This window comes from Vagococcus fluvialis, assembly GCF_048815235.1.
Classification (GTDB): Bacteria; Bacillota; Bacilli; order Lactobacillales; family Vagococcaceae; genus Vagococcus.
Genome location: NZ_JBMEAO010000003.1, coordinates 1 through 22,745, shown reverse-complemented (window position 1 = coordinate 22,745; position 22,745 = coordinate 1). Strand labels below are relative to the sequence as shown.

Genomic DNA, 22,745 nt, shown 5'->3' with positions numbered 1-22,745 from the left:
ATCCTCCTAGGCAATGCGGAATAAGGCTTGGCCAAATTCAACAACATCTTCATTCTTTATTAGTATTTCAGTAACAGTTCCTGCTACATCGCTTTTAATTTCATTCATAATTTTCATTGCTTCTACGATACATAGTGTATCTCCTACAGCTACCTTATCTCCTACCTTAACAAAAGCAGGTGCTGATGGTTCGCTAGATGTGTAAATGACTCCAACAATCGGAGCAGTTACAGCTTTTCCTTCTGCTTCTACAACAGATGTTTCAGGAGCACTTGCTACAGGTGTTGATTCAACTGTTGTTGGTACTGCTACTTCATTTACTGGAGTAGCTGCTACAACAGGAGCTGAATTTTCTTGAACCATCGGACGACTCTCTTCGTTTTTATTTAAATACAAGGATAAATCACCTTGATTCAAATCTAATTCACGAATTGAACCTGCTTCAAATAATTCTAGTAATTCTTTGATTTCTGCAAAGTTCAAGTTTACTCACCTCGCCATTTCTTCATACAAATAACGGCATTATGTCCGCCAAATCCTAAAGAGTTTGATAGCGTGTATTCAACTTGATGAGCACGTCCTGTTTGAGGAACGTAATCTAAGTCACAAGCTTCCTCTGGTGTTTCAAGGCCAATTGTTGGTGGAACAAAGTCAGCTTCTAAAGCTGCTAAACATGCTAAAGCTTCTACTGCTCCAGCTGCTCCTAATAAATGTCCAACCATACTTTTCGTACTTGAAACAGGCACGTTTTTAGCTTCTTCACCTAAAGCATATTTAATAGCAGTCGTTTCTCCGCTGTCATTTGCTGGTGTACTTGTTCCATGGGCATTGATGTAGCTCACGTCACTTGCAGTAATTCCAGCTTCTTCCATAGCAAGTAGCATACATTTACCAGCTCCTGAACCATCTGGATTTGGGCTTGTAATGTGGTATGAGTCACTGTTTGAACCATATCCAACAACTTCACCGTAAATTTTTGCTCCACGAGCTAAAGCATGTTCTAATTCTTCTAAAACTAAAACACCACTACCTTCTCCCATAACAAAACCACTGCGGTCTTTATCAAAAGGAATCGACGCACGATTTGGGTCAGTTGCTGGTGTTAAAGCTGTTAAAGCTGCAAATCCTGAGATACCAATCTCACAAACTGTAGCTTCAGCTCCACCTGCTAAAATCGCATCTTGGTAACCATGTTTAATGTTACGGAAGGCTTCACCAATCGCGTTTGTTGCAGAAGCACATGCTGTAACGACAGATGTACAAATACCTTTGGCTCCAACTTTAATCGAAATGTTTCCAGCAGCCATGTTTCCAATAGCCATAGGTACGAAGAAAGGCGCTACACGTTTTGGTCCTTTGTCATGCATACGGATAACTTGGTTTTGGATTGTTTCCATTCCACCAATACCTGAGCTGACAATAACGCCTAAACGGTCTGGATTAATTTTTTCAATATCTAATCCACTATCTTCCATAGCTTGTGTAGCAGCAGCAATTCCGTAAACAGAAAACATGTCCATACGTTTTGCTTCTTTTTTCTCCATATATAGTGTTGGATCAAAGTCCTTCACTTCAGCAGCTACAGTAATTCCTGTTTCTGATGCATCAAACCTTTTAATCGGTGCAATACCGTTTTTTCCAGCTAAAACATTTTTCATAAATTCCTCAGCTGTATTACCTAATGGAGTTACGGCTCCAATACCTGTTACAACTACTCTTCTCATGAGATTTCCTCCTAGCCGTTCATAACCATTCCACCATCAACATTGATGACTTGGCCTGTAATATACTTGTTAGTCGCCAAGAATACTGCAGCTTTTGCAATATCTTCTACTTGACCTAATTTTTTTAATGGAATCGAAGCAATTGTTGCTTCTTTGACTTTGTCACTTAATACATCAGTCATATCAGTTTCAATAAAACCTGGAGCAATAGCGTTACATGTGATTCCTCTAGATGCTAGTTCTCTTGCAACTGATTTTGTTAGACCAATGACACCAGCTTTACTAGCTGCATAATTTGCTTGTCCAGCGTTTCCTGTTAAACCAACAACACTTGATAAGTTAATAATCGTACCTGATTTTTGTTTTAACATGATACTTGAAACTTGTTGAGTCGTATTAAAAGTTCCTTTTAAGTTGACATTGATAACTGAATCAAACTCTTCTTCTTTCATACGCATTAATAACATATCGCGAGTAATACCAGCGTTATTAATTAACACGTCGATTGAACCAAATGTTTCTTTCGCTTCAGTAATTAACTTTTTAGCATCATCCATATACTGGATATCCCCTAAAACAACATGGGTTTTCACGCCATATGATTCAATTTCTTCTATTAATTCAGGAGCAATTTCTTTACGTGCATTTAAAACGATATTAGCGCCTTCTTTAGCAAATTGAATAGCTAATCCGCGTCCAATCCCACGAGAACTTCCTGTAATGACAACTGTTTTTTCTTTTAACAAGTCGTTTACCTCCTATTGATTAGAAATTAATTTTTCTAATTTCTCAAATGTTTTTTGATCTTCACAATTTTGAGTTTTTACTGTTTTATCAATTTTTTTAATAAAGCTAGTTAATGTTTTACCTGGTCCGATTTCAATAAAAGTGTCCACACCTTCATTGATCATCTCTTTCACACAGTCCTCAAAATAAACTGGTGACATGACTTGTTTCGTTAGAGTTGAAATAATCTGTTCTTCAGATGGAATAACTTTACCTGTTACGTTTGTCACAACAGGGATAGTCATCTCTTTAAACGTTATTTCCTTTAAAACTGCCTCTAAATTCTCAGAAGCTTCTTTTAATAGAGGTGTATGGAAAGGCCCACTTACCTGTAATGGAATTAATCGTTTCGCTCCTGCTTCAGCTAATAACTCTTCTGCCTTAGCAACACCTTCTTTGTATCCACCAATCACAATTTGTCCAGGCATATTGTAATTGGCCGGATAAACACCAGCGACACTACTTGCTTCTTCACAAATAGATTGAATCGTCTCTCGGTCCATCCCCATAACAGCAGTCATCGCACCCACACCTTGTGGTACTGCTTCCTGCATTAGTTTCCCTCTTTTTCTAACAAGCTTTAAGGCTGTTTCAAAATCAAGAGAACCACTTTCTACTAAAGCTGTATACTCACCTAAACTAAGACCTGCACTCATTACTGGTTTAATTCCCAGAGAGTCTTTAACCATTTCTGAAATAGCCACACTCATTGCCAAAATAACTGGCTGTGTGTACTCAGTCTGATTTAATTTTTCTTCTTCTTCAAACATTAATTGAGGAATATCAAGTTCTAATACCTTAGAAGCTTGGTCAATAAATTGTTTGAATATCAAACTATTAGTGTAAAATTCACGACCCATACCTAAGTATTGAGCTCCCTGACCACTAAAGACAAAAGCTACATTCATCTCATGTTCTCCTTATATTCCCCACTTATTAGTGCGTTCTCTCAACACCTCTGTTGTTTCACTCATTAACTCTTGAATGATTTCATCACAACTTTGTGTGTCTGTTTTTATGAGTCCTGCAATCTGACCCGCCATAAGAGAGCTATTTTTTACGTCCCCATCAATAACAGCACGTTTTAATGCCCCTTGTCCTAATTTTTCTAAGCGTTCAAAATCAGGATTTTCTTGGCCACCTTCAAAGCGTTCTACTTTTAAGTATTCTTTTGTTAAGCTGTTTCTTAATCCACGTACAGGATGACCTGTTAACTGACCAGTTAAGACTGTATCAATGTCTTTTGCCTTAACAACTTTACCTTTAAAGTTATCATGAGCAATCGAATCTGTGGAAACTAAGAATCTCGTTCCTAATTGAACCGCTTCTGCTCCTAACATTAATGCAGCAGCAACTCCGCGTCCGTCTCCAATACCACCAGCTGCAATTACCGGAATATTGATAGCATCAACGACTTGTGGTACTAAGGTCATAGTTGTTGATTTACCAACGTGACCGCCACCTTCCATGCCCTCAACAACAACTGCGTCTGCGCCTTCTTTTTCCATACGGCGAGCAACAGCAACTGAAGCAACAACAGGAATGACAATAATACCAGCTTCTTTAAAACGTTTCATATACTTACCTGGAGAACCTGCACCAGTTGTAATGACTTTTACTTTTTCTTCGATAACTAAATCAACAATATCCTCAACAAATGGAGACATCAACATAATGTTCACTCCAAAAGTTTTATCTGTTAATTGTCTAGCGATATCAATTTTCTCTTTAATAATTTCTTTAGGTGCATGACCTGAAGCAATTAATCCTAGTCCACCTGCATTTGAAACAGCACTAGCTAGTTTTTCTTCTGCTACCCATGCCATAGCTCCTTGAAATATCGGATATTCGATATCTAACATGTCACAAATTCTTGATTTGCTCACTTTGCCACCCTCTCAATAAGTCCCTTTAAAAAAATAGCTAATAAAGTCAGGTGACTTCATAGCTATTTTCATTTGTTATTCTAATTATTTGTTTTCTTCTATTTGTTTGTCAACGAACTTCACTAGGTCTTCAACAGTGTTTAAACCTTCGTCAGTTTCGATTTTAACATCTGAATCTTCAAATGCATCTTCGATGTCGTTCATGATTTGGAATAAGTCTAAGCTATCTGCTTCTAACTCTTCACGGAAGTTTGTTGTTAATTGTACTTCTTCTTCTTCTTTACCTAATTGATCCACGATGATTTCTTGAATTTTTGCAAAAGTTGACATAATAATAATTCCTCCAATAAAATAATTTTATAATTTAATTAATTGACTTCCCCAAGTTAAACCCGCTCCGTAGCCAGTTAAAATAATCTTTTGATTACTTCCAAGGGTTAATGTACCATCTTCGACTTTTTCAGCTAACAAAAGAGGTACTGAAGCTGCTGATGTGTTACCATAGCGAGCCACATTGTGTAAAAATTTAGCCATAGGTATTTTTGTTTTTTTAGAAATAGCTTCTAAAATTCGGACATTGGCTTGATGGGCTAAAACATAGTCTAAAGAATCTTTGAATTCTGGGTTTCTATCAAGAATACCGATCATATTTTTCGACACATCTCTTAAAGCAAAATCAAATATTTTTTTTCCATCCATTTGCATACCTGTCGTCTGACGATTGTCAGGCTTTTTAAATGGATTGCCATCAACATTTTCTTTACCAAAAAGTGCCATAGAACGTTTACCGTCAGCTTGAATCCACTCATCAACGAATCGTTTTTCTGTCGAAACATTTTCTAGTAATATTCCTGCTGCACCGTCCCCAAATAGAACCGCTGTACTTCTGTCTTCCCAGTTCAACATCGTCGACATTGTTTCTGCACCAATGACTAAGCCTCTTTTATATGTTCCACTTGAAAGAAATTTTTCAGCGGTGGAAAGAGCATAGACAAATCCTGAGCAAGCAGCATTAATATCCAAGCAAAAAGCATTAGTTGCTCTAATATTGCTTTGGACTAGACAAGCAGTTGATGGTGTCCCATAATCAGCAGTCATAGTTGCTACGATGATAAAATCAATGCTTAAGACATCTAAATCTTGAATTAACTGCTTAGCCACGCCTGTAGCTAAATCACTTGTGGTTTCTTTAATCGAAATCCGACGTTCTCTAATACCAGTTCTAGATGCTATCCATTCATCACTCGTATCCATTACTTTTGCTAAATCGTCATTGGTTACTCTATGATCAGGCAAATATTTTGCCACTTTCGTAACTTGAGGATACAACTGCATACTACTTACATCTCCTTATACTAATAATACTTTTTCAGAAAATTATGAAGACTTTGAAGACCTTTTACTAAGGCTTCTTTTTCTTCAATTGCCATATCTTCTAAAGCTGCCTCAACCATTTTTTTATGGAAGTGCTGATGGGCTCTAAAGAATAAACGACCTCGGTTAGTTAGTTTTAATCTAACAATTCTTCTGTCGGTATCACTTCGAACTCTATCAACATATCCTTTTTTTACCAAATTGTTTACTGCAACCGTAAGTGTCCCTACAGTTACTGATAATTCTTTTGCTACCTCACCTGTTGTTTTATTTCTACCCATACCGATGGCCTCTATGGTATGCATTTCTTTGATTGATAGATCAGAGAAACTACTTTTTTTAAGCTCTGTCTCTTCAATTGTCAAAATGTCATTAAAGACTCTTACTAGTTGGGCATTGACTAGATTCATGCTATCGTCCATTTCTAATGCCTCTTTCACTATTAGTTTGATAATCAAAGTATATGGGTAAAAAAAGATAAAAGCAACTATTTTCGAGATAGTTTGATAATCAAATGATTTGATAATCAAAGTATATGTGCTTAATAAAAAAATTGCAACCTTTTTTTTCAAAAAATTTCAATTGATTTTACAAAACCTTATTAAATCAGTCGTTTAAGGCAATAAAAAAACAAATGATAAGAGAGTTTAAATCTCTTTTATCATTTGTTTCATTTGTTTTTGTTGATCTTCATTCCAAAACGCTCCTAAAACGGTTTGCGTTGGCATAATATTAATAAAAGCATTTTGATCTGCTAAATAAACAGCTTGTTCTAACGCATATAATTCATATTTTGTGACAACTATCATAATGACAGATGTTTCTTTTCTTGAGTAAACTCCTGTACCAGGTAAAAGTGTCATTCCTCTTAAAATTTCAGTTTGAATAGAATGAATCACTTCTTCTTGTTTAGAGGTAATAATAAAAGCAGTTACTTTTTGATGGCTTGTATGAATTTTATCTACTACTTGTGTAGTACAAAAAATAGAAATAATCGTATAAAGTGCTGATTCCCAATTAAAAACAAATCCTGCTGTACCAATGATAAATAAATTAATCACTAACATTAATGAGCCAACTGTTCGCCCTGTTGTTTTAGACAATACAAGAGAAACGATATCCATTCCGCCAGTACTAAATCCATATTTCATTGTAATCCCTACAGCAACACCTGTTAAAACACCACCTACTATACCATTCATTAATGGATTATCGGTTACCTGACCAACTGGGATAATTAACGTCATAATTGTGACAGATAAAACTGTTAATAAACTAAAAATAGTTGCAGACTTACCTAACTTAATCCAACCTAAAATAGCAATTGGAATATTCATTAAAAAGATTAATATCCCTGTATCTAATGTAATATCAAACGACTGCAATAATACCCCGGAAAGTAACTGGGCCATTCCATTAACTCCTGCTGAAAAGACGTTTGCCGGAATTAAAAATAAATTCAACGCAACAGCAATTACTAACCCTGCAAATATAACAATTATACTCTTTTTAATTAACTCATTTTGTTGATACGCTTTTGATAATTGACCCACCTATTTTTCCCCCTTTATCATTCTAGAATAATGTACCAATTAACTAACAAAAAAGAAAGGAAAATCATTTAAATTTCCCTTTCTTTTTAACAAATGTTATTAAATTAACTCACTTAAGGTGTTTCTTAACATCAAATTATCATTTTTCTCACCAATCGTTACTCTTAACCATCCTGGCTTTAATCCACCACGAATAATAAAGCCTTTTTCTAATAAGCCTTGAGTCACTGCTCCGTCCTTTTCTCCTACATCAAAGAAGATGAAATTAGTTTGAGAAACATAGTAAGGAATCTGTCTCTCAGATAAGTATTCTTCCCATTTTTCTAGCTCTTCTGAATTCATTTTAGTCATACGTCTAATAAATTCCTGATCTTCTAAGGCTGTAATAGCTGCTTTTTGAGCTAAACTGCTTGTATTAAATGGAAGTCTTGCTACTTCAAGCACTTGAGCTAACTCTTCAGACATAATCGCGTATCCTATTCTAAGCCCTGCTAAACCATAAGCTTTAGAAAAAGTTCTCATAATCATTAGATTAGGAAACTCTTTTAAGAAATTAAAACTTGAACTTACTTCTTCCTCAGTAACATACTCTTGGTAAGCTTCATCACTAATCACTAAAATGTGTTCTGGTATCCTATCTAAAAAATCTTTGATTTTATATTGTGAGACATAAGTTCCAGTTGGATTATTTGGATTACACAGCCAGATAATTTTAGTATCCCAAGTAATCTGCTCAATCATTTTTTCTAAATCCATTTCTCCAGTTGCAGGATTCACATCTACTTTAATCACATCAGCCCCTTCTATAATTGCGTGGTGAGCGTACTGAGGAAATGTTGGATTAGGAACAATAATTTCGTCCCCTTTAGTCAGTAAAGCTCTTGAAACGATTTGAATGACTTCATCAAGACCTGCTCCAACTAATAATTGTTCTTTTGTGACCCCATGAAACTCAGCTAAAACCTCTTTTAAATCAATTGCCCCACCATCAGGATAGTATTGTAAGTTAGTCAATCCTTCTTTTAGAACATCTCCTACTTTTTCTGAAAAACCAAAAGGATTCTCATTAGAAGCTAACTTAATAACACGATCCAAACCGTATTCTTTTTTGACTTCTTCCATTGGTCTACCTGGTAAATAAGGTCTTAAACCTTTTAATGTTTCTTTTCCTTTCATACAACATTCCTCCATTATTATTTATTTTTAGCTAATGTTACTAAAAGTTCTTCTGTTTCTTTCCAACCTAAGCAAGGATCTGTTACAGATTGTCCAAAAGCAGTTCCATCTACTTCTTGACGCCCATTTTCAATAAAGCTTTCTATCATAAAACCTCTAACTAATGGTTTTAAATCTTGATTCCACTTGCGACTGTTTAGAACTTCTTCAACGATTCTAATTTGTTCTAAATGTTGTTTCCCTGAATTATCATGGTTTGTATCTACTACTACAAAAGGATTTGCTAAACTTGAGCCATCATACATTTCTTTTACCTTTAGCAAATCTTCATAATGATAGTTAGGAATATTTTTGCCGTAACTATCTAAACCACCTCTTAAAACTACGTGAGCGTATGGATTGGATGATGTTTTTACTTCTTGATTATTGTAGATGAATTCTTGTTTTTGTTGAGCTGCGTAAATTGAATTAAACATAATATTTAACTGACCACTTGTTGGATTTTTCATTCCCACAGGTTGATCAATCCCACTTGCAACGAAACGATGTTGTTGATCTTCAACTGATCTTGCTCCAACTGCAATATAACTCAATAAATCTTTTACATATTCAAGGTTTTCAGGATATAACATTTCATCAGCCGTCGTTAATCCTGTTTCTGTAATAACTCGATGATGAATTTTCCTTACCGCTTGGATACCTTGTAATAAATTCGATTTACCAGTAACAGAAGGTTGATGTAATAATCCTTTATATCCATCCCCATTAGTACGCGGTTTATTCGTATAAACCCTAGGTATTATGAAAACCTCATTACCTATACTCTGTTGTAAGCGACTTAACCGGTATGTATACTCTAAAACTGCTTCTTCATCATGAGCTGAACACGGTCCAATAACTGCTAAAAGTCGTTGATCTTTGCCTGTCATGATATCTTTTAGTTCTTGGTCTCTTTTATTTTTTAGTTCTAAATCAGCTCCCGATAGCTGATAAGAATTTAATAACTCTTCCTTATTAATTGCCTTACTTAGTGTTTCAAAACCCATATCCCTAACCTCCATTTTCATCTTTCTTCTATATTAAGGTATAAAGAAAAAGACTTTACTTACCCACATAGGCAAGTAAGTAAAATCTTTTCATTATCTTACTTCAATATTTAAGTTTGTTTGTAATGCTTCACTTACTTTCTCTACAGCATTAGTCACTTCTTCATCAACTAATGTTGCTTCATCATTTCTAAAGATTAATGAATAAGCTAGTGATTTTTTATTGTGACCTAATTTTTCACCTTCAAATACATCAAAAAGATGAATATCAACTAAGTTTTTGCCACCTTTTTCTTTAATAACGTTGATAATTTCTTGACTTGAAATATCACGATCAGCAAGTAAAGCAATGTCACGTTTAATAGAAGGATATTTACCAACTTCTTTATACGTAGGTTCTGCTTTAGCTAATTCACATAATAATGCTAAATCTAACTCACACACATAAGTTTCGTTAATTTCCATGTCTTTTGCTACTTGAGGATGGACTTGTCCAACAAAACCTAATACAGTTTCACCAATTGTAATTTGAGCTGTACGACCTGGGTGCATATCTTGATACGCTTTGCTTGAAGTGAATAAAACATCTTCTTCTAATCCAAGTAAATTAAATAGATTTTCTACAATTCCTTTTAAGGTATAGAAATCAACTGTTTTAGCAGGAGAATCCCATGTTTTTTCTTCCCATGTTCCAGAAATAGCCATAGCTAAATGTTTTGTTTCTAATGGTAACGCTTCGCCTTCCACTGTTTCAAAGATATTACCAATTTCATAAAAGGCTACATGGTTTTGTTTTCTTGCTTGATTGTATGCCACATTTTTTAATAAACCTGACACTAAACTTTGACGAGCTACTGAACGTTCTTCACTCATTGGGAAGTCAAGAGCAATTGTTCCTTTTGGCTCTAATACAAATTTCGTTGCAAGTTCTGGCGTTGTTAACATATAGCTAATTGCTTCATATAAACCATTACCTTCTAATTGCTTACGGATGTTACGTGTTAATTGTTGCGTACGTGATAATCTTCCAGCAACAGATGAACCTTTTGGTAAAGTTGATGGTAAGTTATCATAACCATAAATACGTGCTACTTCTTCCACTAAATCGGCTTCGATAGAAATATCCCAACGTCTTGGTGGAATACTTACTACAAAAGTTTCTTCATTTAGTTCTTGTTTAAAACCTAAACTCTTGAAGATACCAGTTACAGCCTCTGCTGTTAAATCAGTTCCTAATGAGTTATTGATTTTAGACAATGTAATTGAAACAACTACATCTTCTTTAACGTATTCATTACTTACTGCTTCACCACTTACAACGATTCCGTCACCAAGTTCAGCAATCATTTGAGCTGAAAAAGCACTTGCTTCTTCAATCGTTGAAACGTTAATACCACGTTCAAAACGTTTACTTGATTCGCTTGATAGACCAAATCCTCTTGCTGTACGTCTTGTCACAGTTGGATGGAAAAGCGCTGTTTCTAAAGCAACAGTTGTTGTTGTTTCTGTAATTTCAGAATCAAATCCGCCCATTACACCAGCTAAAGCGATTGGTGCCTTGCCGTTTGTAATGACAATATTTTCTGTTGTCAAAGTGCGCTCTTCTTCATCTAAAGTTACTAAAGTTTCATTTTCTAATGCACGACGAACTTTAATTTCTTTGCTACCTAATTTGTCATAGTCAAAAGCATGTTGAGGTTGACCAAATAATAGTAATGTATAGTTAGTTACGTCCACTACGTTATTAATTGGACGAATTCCTTCATTCATTAATAATGTCTGTAACCACATTGGACTTTCTTTGATTGTTACGTCTTTAATCACACGCATACGATACGTTGGTGTGTCATCTGTATTTTCCACTGAAACACTTACATAATCTTCAATATTAGTGTCTGCTGCTTCAACTAATTCTTTTGTTGGAAAAGTTACTTCACGGTCGTAAATGGCAGCTACTTCATGAGCTACACCACGTAAACTTAAAGCGTCAGCTCTATTTGGTGTAATTGATAGCTCAATAATTGAGTCATCCATTTCTAAATATGAAAAGACAGGCTCTCCTGGAATCGCCGTTTCTGGTAAGAAATAAATACCATCAGCATATTCTTTTGGTACAACACTACTTGAGTAACCTAATTCATCTAATGAACAAATCATACCAAGAGATACTTCACCACGCATTTTCCCTTTTTTGATTTTAACATTACCTGTGATACGTGAATTTGGTAAAGCAACAATTACTTTTTTGCCAGCTTTTACATTCGGTGCACCACATACGATTTGATAAATTTCTTCTTCACCAACATCTACTTGGCAAATTGATAAGTGATCACTATCTGGATGTGGAACACACTCTTTAACGTCACCAACAACGATTTTTTTAAGTCCTTCTTCTGGGACAACTACATCTTCTACTTCAATTCCTGAACGAGACATTTTATCTGATAATTCGATAGGTGAAATCCCTTCAAGATCAACTAATTGTTTTAACCATTTATATGAAACTAACATTGTCTTACCCCTTTACTCTGAATTGTTCTAAGAATCGTAAATCATTTTGATAGAAATAACGGATATCATTAACACCATATTTAAGCATTGCCACACGGTCTGGACCTAATCCAAAAGCAAAACCGCTATATTTAGTTGAATCAATTCCTGACATTTCTAAGACGCGTGGGTGAATAACACCAGCTCCTAAAATTTCAATCCAACCTGTTTGTTTACAGACATTACATCCTTTACCACCACATTTGAAACAGCTAATATCTACTTCAACTGAAGGCTCTGTAAATGGAAAGTAACTTGGGCGTAAACGAATCTCACGATCTTCACCAAACATTTTCTTAAGTAAGACTTCTAGAGTTCCTTTTAAGTCTCCCATTGTAATTCCTTCTGCAACAACTAATCCCTCGATTTGGTGGAATTGATGACTATGAGTGGCATCATCACTGTCACGACGGAATACTTTACCTGGTGAAATCATTCTTAATGATCCTTTTGAAAAATCATGTTTCTCCATTGTACGAGCTTGAATTGGTGATGTATGAGTTCTTAATAGCACTTCATCATTGATATAAAACGAATCTTGCATGTCACGCGCTGGGTGATCTTTAGGAATGTTCATACGCTCAAAGTTATAGTGATCTTGTTCCACTTCATACCCTTCGATAATTTCATATCCTAATCCTAAAAAGACATCTTCAATTTCTTCCATAACTTGAGTTAAGATATGAGACGTTCCAATATTTAACTCATCACCTGGTAATGTCACATCAATTGTTTCTTTTTCTAAAGCAGCATTTAATGCTTCTTGTTCTAACACAACTTTTTTCTCTTCTAGCTCTCCAGTTAAAAGGTCACGAATTTCGTTTGCTAAACCTCCAACAACAGGTCGCATCTCTGGTGTTAAATCTTTCATCCCTCTTAAAACTTCAGTCATAGAACCTTTTTTTCCTAAGACTTGAACTCTAATTTCATTTAAACTCTCTAATGTTTGAGTTGATTCAATTTTAGCTAAAGCATCTGTCTTTAACTGTTCTAATGTTTCTTTTAACGACATCTTCCTCAATTCCTTTCTTTTCTAGCAACAAAAAAAGACACCATTCCTTATATAAAGGAACGATGTCTCGCGGTACCATCCTAATTTGCACGCTAAAAGCGTACACACTCTTGTTTTTAACGATGACTCCACCGGTCTATTACTATTTCTAAACAACTTAGGAAGTGAACTTCACTTAATTCATTAACAACTTGCTTTCAGTCGGTGGCAAGTCTCCCTTTTGATAACTCCTTAAACTACTCTTTTCCCTTAACGTTATTATTAATATTTGTATTTGCCTTACATACTACAAGAGATAGCATCAAAGGTCAAGGTTAAATTTTAACCTCTACCCATTTTTCTCCCCAAGTTTGAATTTCTTCCATAACAGGTTTTAGTGCTAAACCTTTATCTGTCAATCCATACTCAATTCTGTTTTTCTCTTCACATTTAACTTTTCTTTCAAGAATTTCTTTTTCTTCTAGTTCTTTTAATCGCTCTACTAAAACGCGATCACTTACATCTGGAATCTTATTAGCAATTTGTACAAATCGCTGTGGTCCTTCTGCAATTAGCACATCAATGATTAAGCCATTCCACTTTTTCCCTAAAATTTCAAATGTTTTCTCAAATTTAGGGCATAACATAAATTGTTGATTCTCACATGTTTCCATTTCTTTCACCTTCTTTAGAAGTATTATCATTAAGTATAAAACAAAAAGCCGACTATTTCTAGCAAGTCGGCTTATTTTTAAACATTGACATTAGCTAAGCCGAAATATTGGAAAGCTTTTACTTTTGCTTGATTGTAAAGTGGCACAAAAACTTCTTCACAGGCACAATATTTATCTACTAAAGTAACAATGTAACTTTCTTTGTATTTCGGAGGAGCAATTGTAGCTCCAAACATATGCTTCACAATAATATCTTCTTCTAATTTTGATATTTCTGTTAATTTTCTAGCGTTTTCTAATGCTACTCTTGGATGGACATAGGCATGACTTCCATCATCACTTTTAGTTGTACGCCAATCATAATAAAACAAATCATGTAAAAGGCCTGCTCTTGCGGTTGCTTTTACATCCCCATTCCATTTTTTTGCTAATAAAAAACTTCTGTAAGAGACATTAATGGAATGCTCTAAACGATTTGAATAATGATGTTGCTTAAATTCCACTAGATTTTGTACTTCATCTGTAAAAATTAAGTCTGCGACTAGCTCTAAGTATTCTGCGTCATCTTGCCATTTTAATGTCATATATCTTCACTTTCCTTTAGTTAAATGTTTATTTACTTACTTTAATTCAACTCAGTGATTGTAGTTTATCATGAAGTTTGTTTAATAGCTAGTTTAATGAACCTACTTAATAAATTCATAATATTTGTAATGAAAACATGACAATTCCAGCTGCAACAGCCACATTAAGGGACTCTGCTTGACCAAACATGGGAATATATACAGGACAATCACATAAATCGATGATTTCTTTTCTTACTCCTTGTCCTTCATTGCCCATAATAATAGCTATTTTTTCAGTAGTAGGAATCTCTTTGAAAGAAATAGCCTGATCATTTAACTCTGTGGCATAAACCTGGTAACCATCATTTTTCAGTTCAATAATATAATTTTCTAATGTCGCTTCTTCTACTTGAATATGAAAGTGACTTCCCTGCATTGAGCGGAGTACTTTCGTATTATAAATATCGGCAGAACCTTCTCCAAGAACAACTCCTTTAAAGCCAGCTGCATCTGCCGTTCTAATCATTGTCCCAACATTTCCTGGGTCTTGAACATTATCAAGAAGTAACAAATGATTTTTAATGGATTCCTTATTTGCTTTTACTCCTTTTTTTACAATAGCCATTACCTGTTGCGGACTAGGTAAACTAGACAAGTGTTTGATGATATCAGTAGTTACTTGGACTAGTATGTCATCAGAAACTTTAGTAACTAAATGTTGATAGGTTTCATAACTTTCTGCTGTAATTAATAAGAACTCAATATCAGCTTGATTCATTATCGCTTCTTCTACAAGATGTTCACCTTCAATCAGATAGCGATTTTCTAAATCACGATACTTTTTCTTTTCTAATTTTTTTAGTTGTTTGATCCATTCATTTTTGTTTGATTCTATTATTTTCATCCATATCCCTCTCAGTCTCGTATATTATATCAAATTTTTTTAAGATTGATATGAAAAACATCTATCCTGTATAATTAAGAGAAAAAGAAAAGAGAGAGATAAATGAAAACATGTATGACAGTTTCAGGTAAAGTCCAAGGTGTTGGTTTTCGATATACAACAAAAATGGTTGCTGATCAACTGGGGATTTTAGGTATTGTTCGAAATGAACCTAACGGAGATGTTTACATAGAAGCTCAAGGCGAAGAACAAGCTATGTTAGCCTTTATTGAAGCAATAAAAAAATCACCTGCTCCATTTGGTAGAGTTGACCAAGTTATCTTTCATGAGAAAGAAACTTGTGAAGATTATAGGAAGTTTTCAGTGACAAACTAAATTTTTAACGATTTTTATTGAAAAAAGGGACATAATTAGATATAGTAAAGCTTGTGTATATTACAAGAAAAGGAACGAATTGAATGAAACAATTAAAACGATTGATGTACTCATCAAGTTTATTAGCTTTAATATTTTTCTTATCTGGTTGTGTTGATATCGACAAAAAGACTGGAACACCAACTGGGGACGGCTGGGTTTATAAATTTTTAGTAGCTCCAATGGGAAATGCTATTACATTTTTAGCCGATAACTGGGGATTAGGTTTTGGTTTAGCCATTATTGTCTTAACGATTGTTGTTCGTTTAGCCATCATGCCTCTTGGTTTAAGCCAAATGAAGAAATCAATGATTCAGCAAGAAAAAATGCAAGCTGTTAAACCTTATACAGACGATATTAACAAACGCATGAAGAGCGCTACTTCTAACGAAGAAAAAATGAAAGCTCAAACTGAATTACAACAACTTTATAAAGATAACAACATCAATATTATGGGTGGTATGGGATGTCTTCCACTTCTAATTCAAATGCCTATCTTTACGGCTTTATTCTATGCTGCTAAATTTACTACTGGTATTTCAGATTCAACTTTCTTAGGAATTGATTTAGGAAAACCAAGTATGTTATTAGTTGCTTTAGCTGGTATTAGTTACTTTGCCCAAAGTTATATCAGTATGATTGGTATGGCTGAAGAACAAAAGAAACAAATGAAGATGATGAGCTATATGTCACCTTTAATGATTGTCATGATTTCATTTAGTTCTCCTGCTGGAGTTACTTTATATTGGGTAGTCGGTGGTATTTTTAGTTGTATTCAATCTTTAATTACAACTCTCTATCACAAACCAAAAATTAAAGCTGAACTAGCTGAACATTTTGAAAAAAATCCAATCAAAACAGTAAAACCTGTTGTTAAAGATGTAACACCTAAGAAACAAGGTAACGCTCCTAAGCAAGCTGCAAGAAATGCTAACGCTAATGTTAAAGGACGTAACGCCGGTAAACAAGGTAAAAAATAATCATTAAAAAGATGACTTTTATAGGTCATCTTTTTTTTAACAAAAAAAATAGTAGCGTAAGTCAATTCACTTACGCTACTATTTTTATCATTAATCTTGAACGTGATTCATATGTTGGAATGTTTTTGCAAGAATATCAGTCACATGCTGATCATCTAAAGAGTAAACAACTGATTTACCCTCTTTTCTCGATTTAACTAAATGTGATTCTCGTAAAAGCTTTAGTTGATGAGATATCGCTGATTGTTCCATCTGAAGTTTTTCAGTGATAGCTGAAACATTTAATTCATCTTCAGATAAAGCGATTAGTATTCGTAATCTAGTCGGATCACTAATACTTTTGAAAAACTTACTTACCTTTAGAATTGATTCCTCATTAACATGTTCTAATGTCATCTATACATCCCCAATTTACTTAATTAATAAATGATTGAACTGCTTGTTCAAATTTATTTATTTTTTCTGTTGTTTCTTGATGGTTTGCTCCTTTAACCCCTAAATAAAACTTCACTTTCGGTTCAGTTCCCGAAGGTCTAATGGCAATCCAACTTCCATCATGTAAAAAGAATTTTAAAACATTTGATGGTGGTAAGTCAATTGATTCGCTATCTCCAGCAATAAAATGTCTCTTCTGAGTTGAATAATCTTCATAATAGTCAACTGCTACATCTGCAAAATTTAATGGAATATTCGTTCTAATGTCTGACATTAATTGTTTGATTTTTTCAACCCCTGAAATACCTGACATCGTAACTGAGATTGTTTTTTCATCGAAATAACCAAATTCTGCATAAATTTCTTGAATCGCATCAAATAAAGTTTGGTTGTTAGCTTTATAGTGAGCTGCAATTTCAGAAAGTAACACTAGACTTTGAATAGCGTCTTTATCACGAACGAAAGGTTGAACCAAATAACCATAGCTTTCTTCAAAACCGAAAACAAATGATTTAGCTTGATTTGCTTCGAATGATTTAATTTGTTCTGCAATAAATTTAAAACCAGTTAACACATTAATCATTTCAACATCATATTTTTTACAAATTTCAGTTGGTAATTCACTTGAAACAATTGATTTAATAACTACACTATTTTCAGCTAAAGAACCTTCTTGTTTCTTAGCTTGTAATAAGTAGTGTACCATAATGCTACCTAATTGGTTACCAGAAAGTACTATATATTCGCCTTTATCATTTTTCACAACAGCACCTAAACGGTCAGCATCTGGGTCCGTTGCTAATAAAATATCTGCATTTTCTTTTTCTCCTAAAGCAATCGCATACTCAAATGCTGAAGCTTCTTCTGGGTTAGGTGATTTAACAGTTGAAAAGTCAGCATCCGCTTCTCTTTGTTCAGGGACCACTAAGACGTTTTTAAACCCAGCTTGTGCTAGAGCCTTTTCACCAATCATTTGACCTGTTCCATGTAATGGGGTAAAAACAATTTTTAACTCATCTTCTGTTTTTTTAATAACATCTTTATTAACTGTTACTGTTTTTAAATGCTCTAAGTAAACAGCATCTACGTCTTCCCCAACAATTTGGATCAGTTCTCCTGCTTCACTTTGAGGTAAGACTTCGATGGTTAAAGGATTGTCAATTGATCTAACATATTTAGTTACTAAATCAGCATCTTGAGGAGGCATTTGTGCTCCATCAGAACCGTAAACCTTGAATCCATTATATTCTTTCGGGTTATGACTAGCTGTAATCATAATTCCTGCGATACAATTAAAATGTCTAACTGTAAAAGACAATTCTGGAGTAGAACGTAAACTCTCAAATAAGTATGATTTAATACCATGTGCTGCTAACGTTTTAGATGCTTCCATAGCAAATTCAGGAGATTGATGTCTTGAGTCAAAAGCAATCGCAACACCACGTTTTTTAGCGGCTTCATCTAAACTATCAATAAAAAGGGCTAAACCTTCTGTCGCTTGTCTAACTGTATAAATGTTCATTCGGTTAATCCCAGCTCCGATAATTCCTCTCATACCAGCTGTTCCAAATTCAAGTGGTGCATAAAAAGAATCTTTTAGTTGTTCTTCATTACCTCGTTTATTTTCTAAATCTGTTTTTACTAATTCATCCATTTGACTAAAGTCCAACCACTGTTGGTATGTATTTTTCCAAGTCAATTTGTTCACCCTTTCAAGATTATTCTGTTTTATTATAACATTCATAAAAGGATAATAAAATAAAATATATAAAAAAAGAGCTAATACTATAAGTATTAACTCTTTTAAGTACCAAGTTGTTTTATAACACGGTTGTTATATATTTATATACTTCTTGTCCCGCGATACTACCATCTCCAACTGCTGTTGCAATTTGACGTAGTACTGTATCACGAACATCTCCGATAGCATAAATACCTGGTATTTTCGTTTCCATGTATTCGTTTGTAGTAATCCAACCTTCTTCATTAGTAATGCCTAATCCTTTGAAAGGTTCTGTCAATGGATCTAAACCAATATAGACGAATACGCCTTCTGCTTCAGCATTAGTAATTTCTTCAGTTTTAACATTTTTAAAATCAATAGAGGTGATTTTTTTATCATCGCCTTTAAATTCTACAGGCACAGTATCCCACATAAAATCAATTTTTTCATTTTTAAATGCACGATCTTGAATTACTTTTTGAGCTCTTAGTTCATCTCTACGGTGAACAATTGTTACTTTACTTGCAAACTGAGTTAGATATAACCCTTCCTCAACAGCTGAGTCGCCTCCACCAATAACATATAAGTGACGATCTCTGAAAAAAGCCCCATCACATACAGCACAATAAGAAACACCACGACCAGCGTATTCTTCTTCACCAGGAACGCCAATTTTTCTATGGTCACTACCTGAAGCGATGATTACTGTTTTTGCTTCATAAACTTCATCATCACAATACACTTTTTTACTTGATCCTAAATCTTCAACGTTCGTTACATTCCCATAGGTATGAGTAGCTCCAAAATTAGTTGAATTTTCATACATTTTCATTGCTAAATCTGGTCCTGTAATCATTGAAAATCCTGGATAGTTCTCCACATCAGCAGTATTCATTAATTGACCACCAGGAGCACCTCTTTCAATTACTAAAACTTTCAAATCTGCTCGAGACGCATACAAAGCAGCTGTCATACCACCAGGTCCTGCTCCGATGATTATTACATCATACATTACACATTCCTCCATACCTTTATTCACTTCTTAACTTTAACGGTTTCAGGTATTCTTGTCTACGCTTATGCTCAAAAAAAGAACTAGAATAACCATTGACATTGTTTGAAATAAAGATAGAATACTAATGATACAAACGCAAAAAAGGAGTGGTTGCCTAAATGATTTCACGAATGAATCATTTTTTTACAGAAAATCGCCATTCGAATAGAGAACTTTTCTATTTAAGCTGGCCGATTTTTATTGAGTTTTTTTTACGGGTTTTTGTTGGTAACATAAACGTCTGGATGATTGCACAACATTCAGAACCGGCCGTTGCAGCAGTTGGTTCAGCTAATCAATTGTTAACTCTGTCAGTTTTTGTTTATGGTTTTATTACAGTTGGTGTGCAAATTATTATTTCTCAGTTAATCGGTGCTAAAAAAAATGAAGAGATTCCTGAAGTTATCACAACTGGAATTATAGGCTCATTTATTATTGGATTTCTTATCAGTGCTCTCTTTATGTTGTTTCCAGAACAACTTTTAATTGCCATTAGATTACCTGATGATATTGTTGATCTTGGTGTCAAATATATTCAAATTTATGGGGCTAGTTTATTTGTTTCTTCTATCTCAGCTGCTATCGTTGCTTTCCTTAGAAGCCACGGGAAAACCAAAGCAGCGTTACAAATTCCAATGCTTGCCCTTATATTAACAGTCCTTGGTAACTATTTAGCTCTTTATAGTCCATTTGGATTACCTAATTTAGGCGTTGCAGGTTTAGGTATATCTGCTGCTATTAGTAACACTATTGCTATGATTTTAGGCTTTTTCATTCTTCAAAAAGAAATTAACTTTAATATTTTAAAATTATCATTTAAACACTTTTCAAAAATTAAATTAAAACAAATATTAAAATTAGGACTTCCATCTTCTGGAGAAAACCTTTCTTATATGGGTTCTCAAGTTGTTGTAACTATGATTGTTGCTACTTTAGGAGCTAATCTTTTAATTGCAAAATCATACGTAACAGCAATCACGCAATTTATTTATTTAATCGCTTCTTCCTTAGCACAAGGAAACCAAATTATTATTGGTCGAAATGTGGGAGCAAGAGATTTTGATAAAGCCTATTTAAGAGGAAAGAACACTATATACCTTGGGGTTGGTATTACTTTCATCATTTCCCTTGCTACCTTTATTTTTATTGAACCTATTATGCATATATTTACCTATAACCCTGAGATCATTGCTATTGCTAAAGTTGTTTTCTTTGTAGATATTTTCTTAGAAATTTTTAGAGCCATCAATATGACGATGGTTGGTTCACTAAATGCTTCTGGTGATGTGAAATTCCCGCTTATTTGTAGTTTAATTGTCTTATGGATTATTAGTTTACCTTTCTCTTATTTCCTTGCTATCCCTTTAGAATTAGGACTTTTGGGAGTCTGGCTAGCTTACACAATAGATGAAGCACTCAGGGCGATATTACTCCTTAAACGTTGGAAATCTGGCGTGTGGCGAAATAAAATTGATTTATTATAACAACCTATTTTACTTAGGTTGTTTTTTTATTGTTTAAAATTTGATTAATAATCTCTTTTTTTACTGATTTCATCTATCAATTAATGGTAGTTTTATAAACGACGGAATTTTTATTAAGAGGGTGAATATATGTCAAGAAGATCACAGAGGTATTTTTATAAACCTACAGTTAATTACGGATTGCTACTGCCAATTTTTTTAATGCTTATATTAAGCGTTTGGTTACAATACTGGGTAGCAACTTATGAAGATGTCTCCGCAATCAATCAAGCCATCAAACAAGTTATTTTTATTTGCATTGGTTTAGGTGGGATGTTAGTCATTAAATTTATAGATAAAAAACTGATTTGGCGATTAGTTCCATGGATATATGGTTTTTCATTATTGTTAATGTTATCCCTGTACTTCTTCTATGATGTAACTATGTACAACATTACAGGTACTAAAAGATGGTTAGACATAGCTGGTATGAAATTCCAACCATCTGAACTAGCTAAAATCGCTTATATATTATTTATTTCAAAACAACTTATTCAATATGATATGAAAACGAAAATCAAAACAATTTCTACTGATATGAATTTATTATGGCGATTAATTGCCTACAGTATTCCTCTATTTGCTTTAATGTTTATGCAAAAAGATTTTGGTACTTCGTTAGTCTTCGTTTGTGTATTAGGAGCTCTTTTAATCGCTGCTGGTATTGATTGGCGAATATTAGGGACTATTGGGGCTATCCTACTTGTCTTAGGTGGAGCTTTAATTTATCTCGTATTTACAGAATCAGGTAATGAGATTTTAAAGACTCTCCATTTTAAACAATACCAACTAGATAGAGTTCGCGCTTGGAAAGATCCTTATGCCTTTGCCGACTCAATTGCCTATCAGCAAGTCCAAGGATTTATCGCTATGGGTTCTGGAGGGATTTTAGGAAAAGGGGCTGCTGGAGTGGATGTTTACGTACCAGTTCGAGAATCAGATATGATATTCACCTTCGTTGGTGAAGCATATGGCTTTATCGGATCTTCTTTAGTCATTATTTTATATTTCTATTTATTCTTCCAAATTTTTTACGCTGGACTAAAGAGTAATTCAAAATTTAATATTTACATTTGTGTTGGTGTTGTTTTTATGTTAGTTTTCCAAACCTTTGAGAATATTGGGGCTTCTATTGGATTACTACCGCTAACAGGGATCCCTCTTCCTTTTCTAAGTCAGGGAGGAACTTCTCTAATTGCCACATTAATCGCTTTAGGCTTAATCTTTGAGATGAATGTATACGAATAAAAAGAGGTGAATGTAGTGAACCCTAAAAGTTAGACTTTTTTGGAGTAGAGAAATCTACTCCTTTTTTATTGTCTTAAACTGCCATCTTAAGACGGAAATCAACAGGACACAGTCCACCTAATTTCATTTTTATCCGCT

The 22,745-nt window shown here is 34.2% G+C and carries 23 protein-coding genes; 4 read left to right on the top strand and 19 right to left on the bottom strand.

Features of this window, described 5'->3' with window-relative positions:
- Positions 1 to 6: 6 nt before the first annotated feature.
- From accB to ACODH8_RS02480, 16 genes are all read right to left on the bottom strand, one after another.
- Positions 7 to 483 (bottom strand): acetyl-CoA carboxylase biotin carboxyl carrier protein, encoded by a 477-nt coding sequence (accB, locus tag ACODH8_RS02555; RefSeq protein WP_332465793.1) that lies wholly within the window; start codon positions 481 to 483, stop codon positions 7 to 9.
- Between the two features lie 2 nt (positions 484 to 485).
- A complete protein-coding gene (gene fabF / locus ACODH8_RS02550; protein WP_332465794.1) occupies positions 486 to 1,724 on the bottom strand; it encodes a beta-ketoacyl-ACP synthase II in 1,239 nt (412 codons plus the stop codon).
- Positions 1,725 to 1,735: 11 nt separating this feature from the next.
- Positions 1,736 to 2,470, bottom strand: coding sequence for a 3-oxoacyl-[acyl-carrier-protein] reductase (gene fabG, locus ACODH8_RS02545; RefSeq protein WP_332465795.1), 735 nt, complete (start codon positions 2,468 to 2,470; stop codon positions 1,736 to 1,738).
- Positions 2,471 to 2,482: 12 nt separating this feature from the next.
- The gene (fabD, locus tag ACODH8_RS02540) at positions 2,483 to 3,418 is read right to left on the bottom strand and encodes an ACP S-malonyltransferase (protein WP_332465796.1); all 936 of its coding nucleotides are present in this window, start codon (positions 3,416 to 3,418) and stop codon (positions 2,483 to 2,485) included.
- Positions 3,419 to 3,430: 12 nt separating this feature from the next.
- Entirely contained in the window at positions 3,431 to 4,396 is a 966-nt protein-coding gene (gene fabK, locus ACODH8_RS02535; RefSeq protein WP_332465797.1) for an enoyl-[acyl-carrier-protein] reductase FabK, read from the bottom strand.
- A gap of 84 nt (positions 4,397 to 4,480) precedes the next feature.
- Positions 4,481 to 4,726: an acyl carrier protein gene (locus tag ACODH8_RS02530; protein WP_086342660.1), complete on the bottom strand. Its 246-nt coding sequence runs from the start codon at positions 4,724 to 4,726 to the stop codon at positions 4,481 to 4,483.
- A gap of 27 nt (positions 4,727 to 4,753) precedes the next feature.
- Positions 4,754 to 5,731: a beta-ketoacyl-ACP synthase III gene (locus ACODH8_RS02525; protein WP_332465798.1), complete on the bottom strand. Its 978-nt coding sequence runs from the start codon at positions 5,729 to 5,731 to the stop codon at positions 4,754 to 4,756.
- Between the two features lie 20 nt (positions 5,732 to 5,751).
- Positions 5,752 to 6,192, bottom strand: a complete 441-nt coding sequence (locus ACODH8_RS02520) for a MarR family winged helix-turn-helix transcriptional regulator (RefSeq protein WP_332465799.1) — start codon at positions 6,190 to 6,192, stop codon at positions 5,752 to 5,754.
- A 225-nt stretch (positions 6,193 to 6,417) separates the two neighbouring features.
- The gene (locus ACODH8_RS02515) at positions 6,418 to 7,323 is read right to left on the bottom strand and encodes a YitT family protein (protein ID WP_332465800.1); all 906 of its coding nucleotides are present in this window, start codon (positions 7,321 to 7,323) and stop codon (positions 6,418 to 6,420) included.
- A 99-nt stretch (positions 7,324 to 7,422) separates the two neighbouring features.
- Entirely contained in the window at positions 7,423 to 8,499 is a 1,077-nt protein-coding gene (gene hisC, locus ACODH8_RS02510) for a histidinol-phosphate transaminase (protein ID WP_332465801.1), read from the bottom strand.
- Positions 8,500 to 8,516: 17 nt separating this feature from the next.
- Positions 8,517 to 9,560, bottom strand: coding sequence for a 3-deoxy-7-phosphoheptulonate synthase (locus ACODH8_RS02505; RefSeq protein WP_332465802.1), 1,044 nt, complete (start codon positions 9,558 to 9,560; stop codon positions 8,517 to 8,519).
- Between the two features lie 78 nt (positions 9,561 to 9,638).
- Complete coding sequence (pheT, locus tag ACODH8_RS02500; protein ID WP_332465803.1) at positions 9,639 to 12,056, bottom strand: phenylalanine--tRNA ligase subunit beta; 2,418 nt, start codon at positions 12,054 to 12,056, stop codon at positions 9,639 to 9,641.
- Positions 12,057 to 12,060: 4 nt separating this feature from the next.
- Positions 12,061 to 13,107, bottom strand: coding sequence for a phenylalanine--tRNA ligase subunit alpha (pheS, locus tag ACODH8_RS02495; RefSeq protein ID WP_332465804.1), 1,047 nt, complete (start codon positions 13,105 to 13,107; stop codon positions 12,061 to 12,063).
- Positions 13,108 to 13,421: 314 nt separating this feature from the next.
- Positions 13,422 to 13,760, bottom strand: a complete 339-nt coding sequence (locus ACODH8_RS02490; RefSeq protein WP_332465805.1) for a helix-turn-helix domain-containing protein — start codon at positions 13,758 to 13,760, stop codon at positions 13,422 to 13,424.
- Between the two features lie 77 nt (positions 13,761 to 13,837).
- Positions 13,838 to 14,344, bottom strand: a complete 507-nt coding sequence (locus ACODH8_RS02485; protein WP_332465806.1) for an HD domain-containing protein — start codon at positions 14,342 to 14,344, stop codon at positions 13,838 to 13,840.
- A gap of 115 nt (positions 14,345 to 14,459) precedes the next feature.
- A complete protein-coding gene (locus ACODH8_RS02480; RefSeq protein WP_332465807.1) occupies positions 14,460 to 15,230 on the bottom strand; it encodes an RNA methyltransferase in 771 nt (256 codons plus the stop codon).
- 102 nt (positions 15,231 to 15,332) lie between these two features.
- On the opposite strand from ACODH8_RS02480, the gene ACODH8_RS02475 reads away from it, so the two are divergent.
- Together ACODH8_RS02475 and yidC are read left to right on the top strand one after the other, a co-directional pair.
- Positions 15,333 to 15,605: an acylphosphatase gene (locus ACODH8_RS02475; RefSeq protein ID WP_332465808.1), complete on the top strand. Its 273-nt coding sequence runs from the start codon at positions 15,333 to 15,335 to the stop codon at positions 15,603 to 15,605.
- Between the two features lie 83 nt (positions 15,606 to 15,688).
- Positions 15,689 to 16,624: a membrane protein insertase YidC gene (gene yidC, locus ACODH8_RS02470; protein ID WP_332465809.1), complete on the top strand. Its 936-nt coding sequence runs from the start codon at positions 15,689 to 15,691 to the stop codon at positions 16,622 to 16,624.
- 90 nt (positions 16,625 to 16,714) lie between these two features.
- On the opposite strand, the gene ACODH8_RS02465 is transcribed toward yidC, so the two are convergent.
- The 3 genes from ACODH8_RS02465 to trxB all read right to left on the bottom strand — a co-directional run bounded on the left by ACODH8_RS02465 (position 16,715) and on the right by trxB (position 19,809).
- Positions 16,715 to 17,020, bottom strand: coding sequence for a metalloregulator ArsR/SmtB family transcription factor (locus tag ACODH8_RS02465; protein WP_332465810.1), 306 nt, complete (start codon positions 17,018 to 17,020; stop codon positions 16,715 to 16,717).
- 19 nt (positions 17,021 to 17,039) lie between these two features.
- Positions 17,040 to 18,758 (bottom strand): phospho-sugar mutase, encoded by a 1,719-nt coding sequence (locus ACODH8_RS02460; protein WP_332465811.1) that lies wholly within the window; start codon positions 18,756 to 18,758, stop codon positions 17,040 to 17,042.
- Between the two features lie 121 nt (positions 18,759 to 18,879).
- Entirely contained in the window at positions 18,880 to 19,809 is a 930-nt protein-coding gene (gene trxB, locus ACODH8_RS02455) for a thioredoxin-disulfide reductase (protein WP_332465812.1), read from the bottom strand.
- 146 nt (positions 19,810 to 19,955) lie between these two features.
- Here trxB and ACODH8_RS02450 point away from each other — a divergent pair, with 146 nt between their 5' ends.
- Positions 19,956 to 21,320, top strand: a complete 1,365-nt coding sequence (locus tag ACODH8_RS02450; protein ID WP_332465813.1) for an MATE family efflux transporter — start codon at positions 19,956 to 19,958, stop codon at positions 21,318 to 21,320.
- Between the two features lie 129 nt (positions 21,321 to 21,449).
- Positions 21,450 to 22,607 carry an FtsW/RodA/SpoVE family cell cycle protein gene (locus tag ACODH8_RS02445; RefSeq protein ID WP_332465814.1) on the top strand — a complete coding sequence of 386 codons (1,158 nt, stop codon included), beginning with the start codon at positions 21,450 to 21,452 and terminating at the stop codon, positions 22,605 to 22,607.
- The last annotated feature ends 138 nt before the right edge of the window (positions 22,608 to 22,745 follow it).

Excerpts from the sequence above, each read along its gene's own strand:
- fabF (WP_332465794.1), bottom strand. The coding sequence starts at position 1,724 with ATGAGAAGAGTAGTTGTAACAGGTATTGGAGCCGTAACTCCATTAGGT.
- fabD (WP_332465796.1), bottom strand. The coding sequence starts at position 3,418 with ATGAATGTAGCTTTTGTCTTTAGTGGTCAGGGAGCTCAATACTTAGGT.
- ACODH8_RS02530 (WP_086342660.1), bottom strand. The coding sequence starts at position 4,726 with ATGTCAACTTTTGCAAAAATTCAAGAAATCATCGTGGATCAATTAGGT.
- ACODH8_RS02525 (WP_332465798.1), bottom strand. The coding sequence starts at position 5,731 with ATGCAGTTGTATCCTCAAGTTACGAAAGTGGCAAAATATTTGCCTGAT.
- ACODH8_RS02520 (WP_332465799.1), bottom strand. The coding sequence starts at position 6,192 with ATGGACGATAGCATGAATCTAGTCAATGCCCAACTAGTAAGAGTCTTT.
- hisC (WP_332465801.1), bottom strand. The coding sequence starts at position 8,499 with ATGAAAGGAAAAGAAACATTAAAAGGTTTAAGACCTTATTTACCAGGT.
- ACODH8_RS02505 (WP_332465802.1), bottom strand. The coding sequence starts at position 9,560 with ATGGAGGTTAGGGATATGGGTTTTGAAACACTAAGTAAGGCAATTAAT.
- pheT (WP_332465803.1), bottom strand. The coding sequence starts at position 12,056 with ATGTTAGTTTCATATAAATGGTTAAAACAATTAGTTGATCTTGAAGGG.
- pheS (WP_332465804.1), bottom strand. The coding sequence starts at position 13,107 with ATGTCGTTAAAAGAAACATTAGAACAGTTAAAGACAGATGCTTTAGCT.
- ACODH8_RS02490 (WP_332465805.1), bottom strand. The coding sequence starts at position 13,760 with ATGGAAACATGTGAGAATCAACAATTTATGTTATGCCCTAAATTTGAG.
- ACODH8_RS02485 (WP_332465806.1), bottom strand. The coding sequence starts at position 14,344 with ATGACATTAAAATGGCAAGATGACGCAGAATACTTAGAGCTAGTCGCA.
- ACODH8_RS02480 (WP_332465807.1), bottom strand. The coding sequence starts at position 15,230 with ATGAAAATAATAGAATCAAACAAAAATGAATGGATCAAACAACTAAAA.
- ACODH8_RS02475 (WP_332465808.1), top strand. The coding sequence starts at position 15,333 with ATGAAAACATGTATGACAGTTTCAGGTAAAGTCCAAGGTGTTGGTTTT.
- yidC (WP_332465809.1), top strand. The coding sequence starts at position 15,689 with ATGAAACAATTAAAACGATTGATGTACTCATCAAGTTTATTAGCTTTA.
- ACODH8_RS02465 (WP_332465810.1), bottom strand. The coding sequence starts at position 17,020 with ATGACATTAGAACATGTTAATGAGGAATCAATTCTAAAGGTAAGTAAG.
- trxB (WP_332465812.1), bottom strand. The coding sequence starts at position 19,809 with ATGGAGGAATGTGTAATGTATGATGTAATAATCATCGGAGCAGGACCT.
- ACODH8_RS02450 (WP_332465813.1), top strand. The coding sequence starts at position 19,956 with ATGATTTCACGAATGAATCATTTTTTTACAGAAAATCGCCATTCGAAT.
- ACODH8_RS02445 (WP_332465814.1), top strand. The coding sequence starts at position 21,450 with ATGTCAAGAAGATCACAGAGGTATTTTTATAAACCTACAGTTAATTAC.